Below are 14,536 nucleotides of genomic sequence, written 5' to 3' on the forward strand. Positions count from 1 at the left end.
GGGGTGGAGCAGCCCGGTAGCTCGTCAGGCTCATAACCTGAAGGTCACAGGTTCAAATCCTGTCCCCGCACCCAAGGTTATCTACGCACATAAGCCGCCTCCGGGCGGCTTTTTGCGTTTTCTGGGCTTCAGGCTCTTCGCCGGAACGCCCCATCAGCCGAAGCCGCCTCACCAGAAGGTCTTGGCGTCGAGCAGGTCGTCGAGCGCCCGCCGGGCCCGATCCAGCAGTTCGGCCTCGTCATCCGCCAACGCGACGCGAGCGACGTCGCGGGCGAGGGTCTCGTCGCCGTGCGCCACGGTCTCGATGAGCGCCCCGCGCACACTGCGATCGTTCAAGGCGCCGAGGGCGTCCTGCACGGCCTTTGTCGCTTCGCCGAAGCGGCCGGCGCGCTCGGGATGCTCGGGAAACAGCGGCGCGAGATCTTCGGCGGCGTAGCGCAGGATCTTACCCTTGAGGCGCAAGCGATGGCGGCCATGGGTGTCGAGGTTGTCGAACTGCCTGGCGCGTTTCTTCACCTGTTTGCGGCGATGCCGAAGGACCTCGCCGGCGAAGGCGTCGGCGCGCCCATCGCGCAGCCCCGCTAGCGCCGGATCGGTCGACCAGGCGCCCGCCTCAAGCCACGCCGCGGCCTCCAGCAGAACATCGCGGGCGCGAGGGCTTTCCAGGGCCGCCTCCATCCGCAGATAGGCGTTGGCGCGCGCGGCCTTCAATCCACGCTCGAAATCCACACGGCCGGCGAAGGCCACGCCCGCAACGGCCTTTTCCCAGGCCTCGCCAATGAAGACGTCGAGATCGCGGGCGGCGTCCAACTCGCCGGCCAGCCAATCGAGTTCCGCGTCGAGCCTCAGCGCGGCCTCATCCTGGGCCAGCGGCTTGAAAATCTTCAGCAGGGCCCGCAGCCGTCGAGCGGCGACGCGCGCCTGGTGAACGCTGTCGGGTTCCGGGCGTTCGCGCAGGGCGTCCAGCGCCGCGCAGAGATGGCCGAGACTGGCTTGGCCCAACGCCTGCAGCGTTTCGCCCACGGTGGCGTCTCGCTCGAACATCGCCGCAGGCCGGCGCGGCGCGGCGCCTTCGGTTCCGGTCGCGAGGCCATAGCCCCGCTCGGCCTTGCTGATCAGCGAAAGGCGCAGCGGAACGCGCTTGGCGAGCTGGCGAGCCAGGTCGAAGAGCGCCGCCGGCCGGCCGGACTTCAGTTCCAGCTCGAGCTCGCAGACGGCCGCGCGTCGGCCGGCGGCGCTGAGCTCACCGCGATCCAGGGCGGCCTCGATCACCGCATCGCCGATATGGACGATGCGCACGGTGCGCTCGACCCGCGTGGTGAAGACCGGCGCGAGCGGCTCGCCCTCGAGCACCGCCGCCGCCGGCGTGCGCGCCAGGGCGTCACGATCCGGGCCGGGCCCGACGATCGCTTCTTCCCACTCCCCGCGTGAAAAGACACCGCCGGCCGACGCCGACTTCAGGGTCTGTTTTCGGCCGCCTTCGCCGTCGCGGACGCGCAGGCCAAAGCCGGCCTTGCGCAGGGCGTGGTCGGAGGTGTCGAAATAGGTGGCGTCGAGTTGGCGGATCGCGCCCTCGCCCTTCAAATGGGCCAGGACCAACGTCGCCGCCTCGGGCGGGATCAGGAACTTCAGCTCGATCTCGCGGTCCATGACCTGACGAAACTCCCGCGCGGCTCTTCGGCTCCGCCGAAGGGACGGCTAGCCCTATGCCGTCTACCTGGCATCTTGCCAAGCGTCATGCACGGGTCCAAACGTGCGCGCCATGAGCACGATCAACGCTTCGCAGCCCCGCCACGACTGGACTCTCGCGCAGGTAGAGGCCCTGTTCGACCTTCCCTTCATGGAGCTGGTTTTCCACGCGGCGAACGTTCATCGCGCCTGGTTCGATCCCTCGGAAGTGCAGTTGTCGCAGCTCTTATCGGTCAAGACCGGCGGCTGCGCGGAGAACTGCGGCTATTGCAGCCAGTCCGCCCACTTCAAGACCGGTCTCAAGGCCGAGAAGCTGATGGCGACCGAGGACGTGGTCGCCAAGGCCCGCGCCGCCCGCGACGGCGGCGCCCAACGCTTCTGCATGGGCGCGGCCTGGCGCGAGCTGAAGGACCGCGACCTGCCCAAGCTGGCCTCGATGATCGGCGAGGTGAAGGCGATGGGCATGGAGACCTGCGCCACGCTCGGCATGCTGACCGCCGACCAGGCCGCGGCCCTCAAGGAGGCCGGTCTCGACTACTACAATCACAACCTCGACACTGGTCCTGAATATTACAAGGACGTGGTGACCACGCGCACCTATCAGGAGCGCCTCGACACCCTGGCCCACGTCCGCGACGCGGGCATGAGCACCTGCTGCGGCGGTATCGTCGGCATGGGTGAACAGCGCCGCGACCGCGCCGGCCTGCTGCATCAGCTGGCGACCCTGCCGGCCCATCCCGACAGCCTGCCGATCAACGGCCTGGTGCCGGTCAGCGGCACGCCGCTGGGCGACAAGGTGCTGGCGGAAGGCAAGGCGATCGACTCCATCGAGTTCATCCGCACCATCGCCGTCGCCCGCATCGTCTGCCCGAAGTCCATGGTCCGCCTGTCGGCCGGCCGCGAGGGCATGAGCCGCGAGCTACAGGCCCTGTGCTTCATGGCCGGCGCCAACTCCATCTTCGTCGGCGGGAAGCTGCTGACCACGCCGCTGCCGGGCATGGACGAGGACTCCAAGCTGTTCCAGGACCTGGACCTGAGGCCGATGGGCGGGGCCGTCCGCGCCGAGGCCGTGGCCGCCGAATAGGCCTCCTTTCCGGAAAAACGATCCAGCGCCGTGCGGAGGACTTGTCGTCCCTGCTCGCCGCAACCTACGGTGTGGGCGCGCTCGTCGGGGAGCGTCCATAGCCTGGGATCGTCATGAAGAAGTTGTTCGCGTCCGCCGCCGTCGCGGTTCTCCTGGCGGCGTCGCCGACCCTGGCCGCCGCTCAGGCCAAGCCCGCGCCCCAATCCGCTTCCAAGCCGGCCGCCAAAGTGACTGGCGCCATGGCCGCGGCCCTGCCGACCGTCGACATCGCCCACACCACCTTCAAGCTGTCGAACGGCCTGACGGTGATCGTGCACGAGGATCACAAGGCCCCGATCGTGGCGGTGAACATCTGGTACCACGTCGGCTCCAAGAACGAGCCGACGGGCAAGACCGGTTTCGCCCACCTGTTCGAACACCTGATGTTCAACGGCTCGGAGCACTTCAACGACGACTGGTTCAAGGCGCTGGAGAAGCTGGGCGCCACCGACATGAACGGCACCACGAACCTCGACCGCACCAACTATTTCGAGAACGTGCCGACCGCCGCCCTGGACCAGGTGCTGTGGCTCGAGAGCGACCGCATGGGCTGGCTGGTCAACGCCATCGACAAGGCCAAGCTCGATGAGCAGCGCGGCGTCGTCCAGAACGAGAAGCGGCAGGGCGAGAACCAGCCCTATGGCCAGGTCTTCAACCTGATCACCGAGAGCACCTATCACCGCGACCATCCGTATGGTCACACGGTGATCGGCTCGATGGCCGACCTGGACGCCGCGTCGCTGGACGACGTGAAGACCTGGTTCAAGAGCTACTACGGCCCGGCCAACGCCACGATCGTGCTGGCCGGCGACATCACCGTCGCCGAGGCCAAGGCCAAGATGGAGAAGTACTTCGGCGACATCCCGTCCGGTCCGCCGGTGGCGCGCCAGAAGGAATGGGTCGCCAAGCGCACGGGCTCGCAGCGGGCCACGATGCAGGACCGCGTGCCGCAGGCCCGGATCTACAAGGTCTGGAACGTGCCGGGCTTCGGCGCTGCCGACACCGACTATCTGGACCTGCTCAGCGACGTGATGGTCTCGGACAAGACCTCGCGCTTCTACAAGCGCCTGGTGTTCACCGACCAGACCGCGACCCAGGTCGGCGCCAGCATCCGCGCCGGCGAAATCGGCGGCCAGTTCATCGTCACCATCACCGTCAAGCCGGGCGGCGATCCGGCGGCGGTCGAGAAGGCCTTCGACGAGGAGTTCCAGCGCCTGCTGCGCGACGGTCCGACGCCGGAGGAAGTGGCCAAGGTCCGCACCAACAATCTCGCCGGCTTCGTGCGGGGCGCCGAGCGGATCGGCGGCTTCGGCGGCAAGTCGGATATCCTGGCCCAGCACCAGGTCTTCCTGGGCGACTCCGGGGCCTACAAGGAAAGCCTGGAGCGCGTGCGCAACGCCAAGGCCGCCGACCTGGTGGCCGCCGGCCGCAAGTGGCTGACCGACGGCGACCTGACGCTGACCGTCACGCCGTTCCCCAACTACAAGCCCGCCGCGACCGGCGCCGACCGCAAGCAGATGCCGGAGGTCGGAGCGATCAAGGCGCCGGCGTTCGTGAAGCTGCAACGCGGGACCCTGTCCAACGGCATCAAGGTCATCGTCGCCGAGCGCCACGAGACGCCGCAGGTGCAATTCAACCTGCTGTTCGACGCCGGCGTGGCGTCCGAGGCGGGCGACAAGGTCGGGGTCTCCGGCCTCGCGGTCGGCATGATGACCGAGGGCACCACCAACCGCGACAACCTGACGATCAGCCGCGAACTGGCCCAGCTGGGCGCCACGGTCGGGGCCGGCAACGGCCTGGACACCTCGACCCTGTCGCTGAACACCCTGACCACGACGCTGGACCCGGCTCTGGCCATCTATGCCGACATCCTGCGCAACCCGGCCTACACGCCGGAAGACTTGGACCGTCGCAAGCGCCTGGCGATCGCGGGCATCCAGCAGGCCAAGCAGAACCCGAACGCCATGGCCTCGCGGATCCTGCCGGTCCTGACCTATGGCGAGGGCAGCCCCTACGGCCTGCTGTCGACCGAGGCGAGCGTCGGTTCGATCACGCGCGACGATCTGGTGCGCTACCAGAAGGCCTGGCTGCAGCCCAAGGACGCGACCCTGGTCGTGGTCGGCGACACCACCCTGGCCCAGATCCTGCCCAAGCTGGAAGCCCAGCTGGGCGCCTGGAGGGGCGCTCCGGCCAAGACCAAGGCGCCGCTGATCACGGCGTCGCGCAAGGGCTCGGTCTATCTGATCGACAAGCCCGGTGCGCAGCAGTCGATGATCATGGCCGGCAACCTGCTGCCGCCGCGCGATCCGAGCGACGAGGCCGCGGTCGACGTGATGAACAGCCTGTTCGGCGGCGATTTCGTCTCGCGCCTGAACATGAACCTGCGCGAGGACAAGCACTGGTCCTATGGCGCGGGCAGCTATGTCCGGGCCGCGCGCGGCACGCGAATGTTCGTCGCCTACGCCCCGGTGCAGACCGACAAGACCGCCGAATCCTTCTCCGAAGCGCGCAAGGAACTGACGGGCATCATCGGCGACAAGCCGGTCACCGCCGCCGAACTCGCCAAGGCCCAGAACAGCCTCACCCTGTCGATGCCCGGGTACTGGGAGACGGGGGCGGGCGTGGCCGGGTCGATTTCGGAGCTGGTGAACTTCAAGCTGCCCGACGGCTATTTCGACGCCTATCCGGGCGAGGTTCGGTCGGTGAGCATCGACAGCGCCACGGCGGCCGCCAAGAAGGCGATCAAGCCGGACGAGCTGGTCTGGGTGATCGTCGGCGACCGCGCCGTGATCGAGCCCAAGCTCAAGGGGCTGGGTCTGGATCCGAAGGTCATCGACGCCGACGGCAAGCCGGTTCAGTAGCGGACGCCCTTCCTCCCCGCGGAGAGTTCCCGGCTCTCCGCCGCTTCATCGCGAGCCCCGTCTCCTTCAGGAGGCGGGGCTCGTTTCGTCTTGTCGTCTGCCGATATCTGACTAAAGTCAGATAATGTCTCAAGCTGACCTTCAGCAGATCCGGAGCTTCAACCGCCTGGTCACCCAGCGGATCGGGGTGCTGCGGGCCAGCTATCTCGGCCGGGATCGCCCGTTTGGCGAAGCGCGGCTGCTGTTCGAGATTGGCCATGCCGGCGCGGACGTCCGCGACCTGCGCCAGCGGCTGGAGCTGGACTCCGGCTATCTCAGCCGGCTGCTGCGCGCCCTGGAGGCGCAAGGTCTGCTGGTCGTCGAAAAGTCCGCCGCCGACGGCCGCGCGCGCCTGGCGCGGCTGACCGAGGCGGGGCGGGCCGAGGTCGACGCCTATGACGCCTTGTCGGACGAACTCGCCCGGTCGCTGATCGAGCCGCTGGACGACGGCCAACGCCGACGATTGGTTCAGGCCATGACCGAGGTCGAACGCCTGCTGCGCGCTTCGGCCGTCGTGGTCGCCGTGACCCCGCCGGACTCGCCCGACGCCCGCTGGTGCCTGGAGCGCTACTTCGCCGAACTGGGTGAGCGCTTCGACACGGGCTACGATCCGACCCAGGCCGCGCCCGCCACCGAGGCCCAATTCACCCCGCCCGCCGGCTACTTCGTGGTCGCCCGCCTGGAGGGGCGCCCGGTCGCCTGCGGGGCTCTCAAGCGCGTCGACGCTGACACGGGTGAAATCAAGCGCCTGTGGACCGACCCGAGTTCGCGGGGGCTCGGCCTGGGCCGCAAGGTGCTGGCGACCTTGGAGGGCTTGGCGCGGGAGGCGGGCTTCGCGCGCGTCCGCCTTGACAGCAACGCCGCCCTGACCGAGGCGATCGGCCTTTATGCCAAGTCTGGCTACGTGGCGGTCGAGCGGTTCAATGACGATCCGTACGCGCAGATGTGGTTCGCCAAGCCATTGGGCGGGGAGACCTAGCTCTCCAGTTTTTCTCAGAGGGGCCCGAGAAGACAACGATACCCGACCCGTTCGATCGGTCTTAAGCAGAGTGGCAACACGCGATCCGCCAAGAGGCGGAGGCGTTCCATTCGGACGAAGTCGATGGACGACCAACGGCGATCAAGGCTGGACGATGTGGACGGGACACGCGCGCCGATCGCGTGGCTGGCCTGTCTCGCCAACGCCGTTCCGCTCGCCATGGTGCTGATCTGGCTGGTGAACTGGCTTATCACACCGGTTTCGGCGGCGGTCGGCCTTGGCCTCTACGCGGCGGTTTTCGCCGCCCTGGTCCCCGCGCTGAAGCCCTGGCGGGAACGCTAGACTAGCGCGCGGCGATCGCGGTGATCTCGACCGCATAATCCGGATGCGCCAGGCGGGCCTCGACCGTCGCCCGGGCTGGCGGGTTCTCCGGATCCATCCACTGGTCCCACGCCCGGTTCATCTCGTCGAAGCCGGCGATGTCGGCGAGGTAGATGGTGACGCTGACCAACCTGGCCTTGTTGGAGCCCGCCGCGGCCAGGGTTTCATCCAGCTGAGCCAGGACGTCCAGGGTCTGTTCGAAGACGGATTGGCCGGTCGCGGCGTCGGCGACATGTCCCGCCAGGAAGACCAGGCCGTTGACGGCCACGGCGTCGCTCCACCGCGCGGCCTTGCCGATGCGTTCGATCATGGGAAACTCCTCTTGAGAGGCTCGGAGCTAGCGCTCCTCGTCGAACCGATTTTCCACCAGCTCGCATAGCGCCGCGACCGCCGAGTGCGCCTCGGGCCCTTCGGCGGTGATGTCGATGGTCGAGCCAATGCCGGCGGCCAGCATCATCAGGCCCATGATCGATCGGGCGTCCACGGACGAGCCGTCACGGCTGACGGTAACCTCGGCGTCGAAACCGGACGCCATCTTCACGAACTTGGCCGAGGCTCGGGCGTGCAATCCCCGCTCGTTGATAATCTCGACCGTCCTTGAAGCCATGCGTGTCACTTTTCTCCGGCGAGCACGTAGGAGGCCACGGAGATGTACTTGCGTCCAGCCTCCTGAGCGTGGGCGACGCAGGCCTGCAAGGTCTCGCGCTGGCGCACGCTGGCCAGCTTGATCAGCATCGGCAGGTTGAGGCCGGCGATGACCTCGGCCTTGGTCTGCTCCATCACGGAGATGGCCAGGTTGCTGGGGGTGCCGCCGAACATGTCGGTCAGCAGGATCACGCCCTGACCGTCGACATCGACGGCGGCGCAGGCCTTTAGAATGTCCGAACGGCGACGTTCCATGTCGTCTTCCGGGCCGATGCAGATCGCCTTCACGGCGGCCTGCGGGCCCACGACATGCTCCATGGCGGAGACGAATTCTTCCGCCAGACGCCCGTGCGTCACGATCACGAGCCCGATCATGCCTGTTGTCTCAAACGGGATCCCCATACCCGCCGCGACAGGGAGAGCGTCGCGCGGGCGGCCTTGATACGCCCGTTAGGAACCGACTCCAAGAGACTGCATCATGCGTCGGATTTTCGCGGGCGCGGCGGGTTCTCGCGGCCACAGGTCGAAGACAGGAACGGGAATGCCCAGGATCGCCTCCGAACGCGGGTCGGGCAGCCGTTCGACGGCCTCGGGCGCGGCGACGCACCGGATGACTAGGGCGATGGCGCTGTAGGGCGCGGTGGCGGCGCCCACCACCCCCAGGCCCCGGACCTCTATCAGGCCGGCCAAGGTTTCGGGCGGCTTGCCCCACAGGCGACCGCCGGACGCGAACACCACGGTCCGGTCGTCGGCCACCAGCCGGAAGCCCGCGTCAAGGGCGCGCAAGGCCAGGTCGCTCTTGCCGATTCCCGACGGCCCCTCGATCAGGGCCCCCCGCCAGAAGCCGTCCTGGCGCAGGGCGATCAGGCCGCCGTGACGGATCTCCGAGGGGGGTGTCATTCGCGCCCGTCCGGCAGCTCGACGATGAAGAGGGCGCCGGCGACCGCACCCGCAATGTCGATGCGATTCTCGGCGCGAATCGTCCCGCCATGGGCCTCGACGATCTGGCGGGCGATGGAGAGGCCCAGGCCCGAATTGCCGCCGAATGCTCGGCCCTTGGGGCGCGAAGTATAGAAGCGTTCGAAGATGGTCTCGAGATTGTCAGGCGGGATGCCGGGGCCGTTGTCCTCGATCATCACGAACAGGTGGCCACGCGTGCGCGCCAGCTTGAGCCGCACCTCGCCTCCGGGAGGGCTGAACGAGCGGGCGTTGTCGATCAGGTTGCGGAACACCTGGCCGATCGGGGTCTCGCGCCCCAGGATGGTGTTCGGCGACGAGGGGTCGGCGATTTGCAGGCTGACCCGCACGCTGCCCGGGGCGTCACCAGGGCGCAGCTGCGCCTCGTAGAGCGACACGACCTCGGTGAGAAGGCGTCCCAGGTCCAGAAGCTTGGGGTGCTCGCGCGACAGCTCGGCGTCCAGGCGCGAGGCGTTGGAGATGTCCGTGACCAGGCGGTCCAGGCGGTTGACGTCGTTCTGCAGAATGGCCAGCAGCCGGGCCCGAGCGGCGGGGTCGCTGACCAAGTCCAGGGTTTCGATGGCCGAGCGGATCGAGGTCAGCGGGTTCTTGATCTCGTGGGCCACGTCGGCGGCGAAGCGTTCGATGGCGTCCATGCGCTCGGACAACGAATGGGTCATGTCCTCCAGCGAGCGTGACAGGTCGCCGAGTTCATCACGGCGCTCGGAAAGGTCAGGCAGCGAGATGGCGCGCGCGCCCTGCAGGCGGACATGATCGGCGGCGCGCGCGAGGCGCAGGACCGGCACGGCGATCAGCCGGTGCAGCAGCACGCTGGACAGGACGATCGCGGTCATGGCCACGACGATGAACGGCAGCAGGGCCTTGCGCTCGGCCGAGATGATTTCGTCGATGTCTCCGGCTTCCAGGGTCAGGACGCCCAGGACGGCGCGGACGTGTTGGATCGGGATCGACACCGACACCACCCGCTCGCCATCCTCGGAGATGCGTGTGCCGGCCACGGGACGGCCCTTCATGGCCTGGGCGATCTCGTTGTTGAGATCCTGGTGCGCGCGTTCCGCGCGGGCCCGGGCGGCGGGGCTCAGGTGCGGCGCGTCGGCCTTCTCGCCGGGTTTTCGCGCCGGCGGCAGCACTTTCCAGTCCACCCGGTCGGCGACCACGAACGAGTCGGCCAGCGCCTTGCCCTGGGCGTCAAACAGCCGGGCCCGCTGATTGCGGGGAATGAACAGCACCTGCAGCAGTTGGCTGGCCACATAGGGGTCCAGCGCCGGCTCGGGATCGCCGACGGTCGCCAGCTGGTCCACGACCTTGGCGATCAGCTCGCCCTGGGTGGTCAGGCTGTCGATCCGCGCATTGACCAGGCCGCTGCGCAGTTCATTCAGAACCAAGGCCCCGACGATCACGATCGCCAGGGCCAGGACGTTCAGGGTGATGATCAGCCGGCCAAGCCGAGACCCGCGCGGCCAGGCGAACCGCCGCCGGGGTTCGGTTTCGGGCTCAGGCTTCGCGATAACGGTAGCCAACGCCGTACAGGGTCTCGATGGAGTCGAATTCCGGGTCGACCTGACGGAACTTCTTGCGCATGCGCTTGATGTGGCTGTCGATCGTGCGGTCGTCGACATAGACCTGATCGTCGTAGGCGGCGTCCATCAGGTTGTCGCGGCTCTTCACGAAGCCAGGGCGCTGGGCCAGGGCCTGGAGAAGCAGGAATTCGGTGACGGTCAGACGCACCGGTCGTCCGTCCCACAGGCTGTCGTGGCGCGCGGGGTCGAGGGTGAGCTTGCCGCGCTTCATGACCTTGGAGCTGGCCGCGGCCGCGGCGACGGGGTCCTCGTCTTCGGGACGGGCTCGGCGCAGCACGGCCTTCACCCGCTCCAGCAGCAGGCGCTGGCTGAACGGCTTGTGCATGTAGTCGTCGGCGCCGAGGTTGAAGCCGAGAATCTCGTCGATCTCGTCATCCTTGGACGTCAACATGATCACTGGGATCTCGGAGGTCTGGCGCAGGCGGCGCAGGACTTCCATGCCGTCCATGCGGGGCATCTTCACGTCGAGGATGACGAGATCCGGCGGCGTGGCCTCGACGGCCTCCAGGCCGGAGGCGCCGTCGTAATAGGCTTTCACCGCATGGCCATGGCTTTCCAGCGCCAGCGAGACCGAGGCGACGATGTTCTCGTCGTCGTCAATGAGCGTGATGGCGGCCATCTGGTCGTTCTTGTCCTTCGCCTTTTCGTGCGTCGGCCGATCCTATCGGTCGAGGCTCCTGGCTTCAACGCGCGGCGCGGTAAAGCTTTCCCTGGTTCTCCCCGGGCTTTGCGGCCCCAGAAAGGCGCCATTGGGGCGCGGAGGTCGTCAACCCGACGCCTTCAACCTCACCTTAAGGTCTCGTATCCCATAGTGGAGGCTTCTGGAGCACGTGCGAATGAGCCAAGTCCATTACGAGCTGTTTGTCCGGCGGAAAGCCGGCGCGCAATGGACGCTCGAGATCGCCTCGGAAAACCGCGCCCATGCGCTGCAGGTGGCCGAAGACGTTCTGACCCAGGGCCGCGCCGTCGCCGTGCGCGTCAGCAAGGAAACGCTCGACCAGGAAACCGGCGAGTACAAGTCGATCGCCATCTTCACCAAGGGCATGGTCGACGGCGGCAAGCCGAAGAAGGAACTCGAGGAGCGGGATCCGCTCTGCGTCCAGCCGGCCGATCTCTACACCGTCCACGCCCGTGACCGCATCGGCCGCCTGCTGGAAGGCTGGCTGGCTCGCCACAAGGCGACCCCGTTCGAACTGCTGCACCGCCCCGACCTGGTCGAACAGCTCGAGGCGTCCGGCACCGACCTGCAGCACGCGCTGCAAAAGATCGCCATTCCCGAAGCCGAGGCGCGCGGCCAGACCGTGCACGAGGTCATCCGCCACTTCCAAGGCCTGGTCGAGCGCACCGTCGCCAACCTGATGAAGGCCTTCAAGAAGGGGGCTCTGCCGGACCTCGACAAGGAAGGCTTCGCCAAGGCCGCCGAGCGCCTGGTCGCCGATCCGGATCGCGCCTTCCTGCTGGGCGCCGGCGTCGCCGCCTCGATCGCCCCGGCCACCAGCTGGTCGGACAAGATCGCCCGCCTGCTGGACCTGGCCGACGCCGCGCCTGAAGAGCCACGCGCTCGCGCCGCCGCCTTGGCCGCCATCGAACAGCCCCTGGCCGAGATCATCGGCTCGCGGGCCGGCATGGCCGACCTGTTGGACACCAAGGATGACCTGGGCTCGACCCTGGCGGCCATGACCCGCATGACCGGCGGCGCGGCCGTCGAGGCCTTGATCAAGATCGAAGCCAGCGTCCGCACCTGCATGCCGGAACTGTCGGGCACGGCCCGCCGTCTCAGCGCCTGGTTGACCGGGGAGGACTTCCCGTCCGTCCGCAAGGCCATCGCCGAGCGCGTGCTGACCGAGCTCAACGGCGTGCGTCGCCTCAAGCCGAACGACGCCGAGGCCGAGATCGAGTTCCTGCGCGCCCTGGCCATGGGCCTGACGGCCGCCGCCGGCCGCATTCTGCAGGCCGAAGACATCCAGGTCGCCTTCACGACCCGTTCCAAGACCCTGCTGAACGGCGACTTCATCGACGCCCTTCTCGGCCGCGACCGCTCGGCCCACGAAGAGATCAAGATGCTGATCCGCCTGGCCGAGAACGTCATGGGCGCGGTCAACAAGCGCAACGCCTCTCGCTGGCTGAACGCCAATATCAGCGCCATGCGTTTCGAGAAGGAACTGCGCCAGGGTCCGGACTCGCCGGTGGCCAAGCTCAGCCAACTGGCTGGTCTGCAACGCTCGCTGACGCGTTCGGGCCTGGTCCGCGAGGACTACGAGCCGCTGTGCGTCAAGCTCGGCGAGATCGGCGCCCTGATCGAAGCCGACTCGCGCCTGCTGGCCATGCTGGTCCGCGCGCCCGCGCCACTGCCGCATCGGCTGAGCCTGCTGGCCAAACTGGCCATGGGCGAAGCCGGTCCGACCGGTCCGGTCGCCGAAAAGGCCCGCGTCGAGGCGTTGAAGCTGGCCCGTGATCCGTCCTCGCGCGAGCAACTGGCCGGATCGCCGCAGACCATGGACCTGATCAAGACGCTGGTCGGCCAAGCCGCGTAGGCCGTGGCGGCGGCTAGTACGCCCTGAAGCGGCCGCTCGCATGCAGGGTGGCCATGAACTGCAGCAGGCCGTTGTAATAGCGCCATTGGCCCGAAGGCGGCTCCAGGGTCCACAGGGCCGCGACGAACTTCCCGCCGCGCGGATGGGACGAGGCCAGCGACGCCGCGCCGTTCGAGGCGATCAGGCCCACGGACCGATCGTTCGACAGAGGGCGACCGTCCAGCTGGTATTGATTGGCGTAGCGATCCAGGCCCTCGCGCTCGAAGAAGGCCTGTAGTCGATCGGTCCGGCCTGTCGCCTCGGGATCCGCGCCCCACCAGGCCTGGTCGACCGCCCAGTTGACGGCGCTCCTGTGCGCGTCGAAGCGGAAATCGCCATGGCCGCCGATCGCCTTGGGCGTTCCGTCGAAGCTGGCGTAGTCCGGGGTCAACCCCGTGACCGGATGGCTGGACAGGGCGAAGTAGCGCCGGCTGACCTTGGCCGCCTCCAGCCAGAAGGCGCGGTCCGCGTCCGGGCGACCGTTCCAGCCGCGTGCGCGGCGACCCCAAATCTCGTAGAACGCCGGCAGGTGATAGGACGGGTCGCTGAAGCGAGCGCTGGAGCCGTTGGGGACAAACACGACCTGCCGCTCGGCGCGGTCGAACATGTTGGTGACGCCGTCCACGACGCCGCCGTTCATGTCTTCCTTGTGCAGCATGGCGTCGAGGATGGCGTTGGCCTGGGTCTCGTAGTCATAGAGACCCTCGCCGTTGCCCCACCGTCCGGCGGCGAAGAACAGGGCGGTGGCGAAATACTCTTCTCCATCCGAGGCCGGGACCTTATCGGCGGGGCAGCCGTCGGTCCGACAGGTCCAGCGGAAATAGCCCTTTCGCGGCCCCGAAGCGTAGCGCATGTGACTGGCGGCCCAGTTCCACAGGGCGTCGAACTCGGCCTTCCGGTTCATCTGCACGGCGATCATCATGCCGTACGACATGCCCTCGCTCCGCACGTCGCCGTTGCCGACGTCGAGCATGTAGGCGGTGGGTCCGTCGGCGTTGGACGCGCCCGGGTAGTAGACGCGGTGCTCGGCGTCGCCTTCGAACAGCGAGCGCCAATAGACGTCCAGCTTGCGATCGACGGCGGCCGGATCGAGGTCGGGTCGCCACTCTTGAAAGAGGTTGCGATACCGCCCCGTCGCGACGGCGCCTTCGGCTTGCGCGACGCCGCCTGGCGTCCCCGCGAGCAAGGCCGCGATCAGGACGATGGGCGCGACCCGCGCCGGGGAGGATGTCCAAGTCATGTCGGTCTCGCGATGTTAGCGGTATCATCATAGAGCGAGCGGGGCCGGGCAAGCGCTATCCCTTTGACTCTTCCCCGACGGCGCCGCGTAGGCTTCCGTCCGCGCGGTCGCCTGGGCCGCCTGGGAGCCCACCATGGCTGTGTTCACCGTCCTCTATCCCGCCCGCGACGGCGCGAAGTTCGACCACGCCTATTACGATGCCACTCACATTCCGCTGGTGAAGGAGGCGTTCGCGTCGACCGGTCTGACGGATGTGCGGGTGCTAAAGGGGCTGGCCGCGGGCGACGGAGGGCCGGCTCCGTATGTGGTGATCGTCAACCTGACCTTCCGCGACGCCGAAGCGCTGCAGGCCTCGCTGGGCGGGCCGCGCGCGCCGGAGGTGCTGGCGGATGTGGCGCGCTTCACCGACATCCAGCCGGTCGTGCAGATCAGCGCGGAAGGCTAGACC

General features: G+C 67.9%; 14 protein-coding genes. 6 read left to right on the forward strand and 8 right to left on the reverse strand.

All coding sequences use genetic code 11. The annotated features are described in order from the left end of the window. Positions 1 to 168 precede the first annotated feature (168 nt). Positions 169 to 1,650 (reverse strand): CYTH and CHAD domain-containing protein, encoded by a 1,482-nt coding sequence (locus tag AC1RRV_RS00005; protein WP_492857506.1) that lies wholly within the window; start codon positions 1,648 to 1,650, stop codon positions 169 to 171. Between the two features lie 112 nt (positions 1,651 to 1,762). On the opposite strand from AC1RRV_RS00005, the gene bioB reads away from it, so the two are divergent. From bioB to AC1RRV_RS00025, 4 genes are all read left to right on the forward strand, one after another. Continuing rightward, a complete protein-coding gene (bioB, locus tag AC1RRV_RS00010; RefSeq protein WP_492857507.1) occupies positions 1,763 to 2,773 on the forward strand; it encodes a biotin synthase BioB in 1,011 nt (336 codons plus the stop codon). A gap of 113 nt (positions 2,774 to 2,886) precedes the next feature. Continuing rightward, complete coding sequence (locus tag AC1RRV_RS00015) at positions 2,887 to 5,673, forward strand: M16 family metallopeptidase (RefSeq protein ID WP_492857509.1); 2,787 nt, start codon at positions 2,887 to 2,889, stop codon at positions 5,671 to 5,673. Between the two features lie 124 nt (positions 5,674 to 5,797). After that, a complete protein-coding gene (locus AC1RRV_RS00020) occupies positions 5,798 to 6,691 on the forward strand; it encodes a bifunctional helix-turn-helix transcriptional regulator/GNAT family N-acetyltransferase (RefSeq protein WP_492857510.1) in 894 nt (297 codons plus the stop codon). 123 nt (positions 6,692 to 6,814) lie between these two features. Next, the gene (locus tag AC1RRV_RS00025; protein WP_492857511.1) at positions 6,815 to 7,033 is read left to right on the forward strand and encodes a hypothetical protein; all 219 of its coding nucleotides are present in this window, start codon (positions 6,815 to 6,817) and stop codon (positions 7,031 to 7,033) included. A 1-nt stretch (position 7,034) separates the two neighbouring features. On the opposite strand, the gene AC1RRV_RS00030 is transcribed toward AC1RRV_RS00025, so the two are convergent. The 6 genes from AC1RRV_RS00030 to chvI form a co-directional block, all read right to left on the reverse strand. Continuing rightward, positions 7,035 to 7,382 (reverse strand): RidA family protein, encoded by a 348-nt coding sequence (locus AC1RRV_RS00030; RefSeq protein ID WP_492857512.1) that lies wholly within the window; start codon positions 7,380 to 7,382, stop codon positions 7,035 to 7,037. Positions 7,383 to 7,409: 27 nt separating this feature from the next. Continuing rightward, positions 7,410 to 7,688, reverse strand: a complete 279-nt coding sequence (locus AC1RRV_RS00035; protein WP_492857513.1) for an HPr family phosphocarrier protein — start codon at positions 7,686 to 7,688, stop codon at positions 7,410 to 7,412. Then, on the reverse strand, positions 7,685 to 8,092 hold the full coding sequence (locus AC1RRV_RS00040; protein ID WP_492857514.1) for a PTS sugar transporter subunit IIA: 408 nt from the start codon (positions 8,090 to 8,092) through the stop codon (positions 7,685 to 7,687). The genes AC1RRV_RS00035 and AC1RRV_RS00040 overlap by 4 nt, the downstream gene beginning before the upstream one ends. A 75-nt stretch (positions 8,093 to 8,167) precedes the next feature. Further along, complete coding sequence (locus AC1RRV_RS00045) at positions 8,168 to 8,617, reverse strand: HPr kinase/phosphorylase (RefSeq protein ID WP_492857515.1); 450 nt, start codon at positions 8,615 to 8,617, stop codon at positions 8,168 to 8,170. Then, a complete protein-coding gene (gene chvG / locus AC1RRV_RS00050; protein ID WP_492857516.1) occupies positions 8,614 to 10,215 on the reverse strand; it encodes a two-component sensor histidine kinase ChvG in 1,602 nt (533 codons plus the stop codon). Before chvG ends, AC1RRV_RS00045 begins: the two co-directional genes overlap by 4 nt. Then, positions 10,190 to 10,894, reverse strand: coding sequence for a two-component response regulator ChvI (gene chvI, locus AC1RRV_RS00055; protein WP_492857517.1), 705 nt, complete (start codon positions 10,892 to 10,894; stop codon positions 10,190 to 10,192). The genes chvG and chvI overlap by 26 nt, the downstream gene beginning before the upstream one ends. A gap of 217 nt (positions 10,895 to 11,111) precedes the next feature. On the opposite strand from chvI, the gene AC1RRV_RS00060 reads away from it, so the two are divergent. Continuing rightward, entirely contained in the window at positions 11,112 to 12,809 is a 1,698-nt protein-coding gene (locus AC1RRV_RS00060; protein ID WP_492857518.1) for a hypothetical protein, read from the forward strand. A gap of 13 nt (positions 12,810 to 12,822) precedes the next feature. On the opposite strand, the gene AC1RRV_RS00065 is transcribed toward AC1RRV_RS00060, so the two are convergent. After that, the gene (locus tag AC1RRV_RS00065) at positions 12,823 to 14,088 is read right to left on the reverse strand and encodes a family 8 glycosyl hydrolase (protein ID WP_492857519.1); all 1,266 of its coding nucleotides are present in this window, start codon (positions 14,086 to 14,088) and stop codon (positions 12,823 to 12,825) included. A gap of 133 nt (positions 14,089 to 14,221) precedes the next feature. Here AC1RRV_RS00065 and AC1RRV_RS00070 point away from each other — a divergent pair, with 133 nt between their 5' ends. Further along, on the forward strand, positions 14,222 to 14,533 hold the full coding sequence (locus tag AC1RRV_RS00070) for an EthD family reductase (RefSeq protein WP_492857520.1): 312 nt from the start codon (positions 14,222 to 14,224) through the stop codon (positions 14,531 to 14,533). Positions 14,534 to 14,536 lie beyond the last annotated feature (3 nt).

It is taken from the genome of Caulobacter sp. GW821-FHT11E10, from assembly GCF_058808375.1.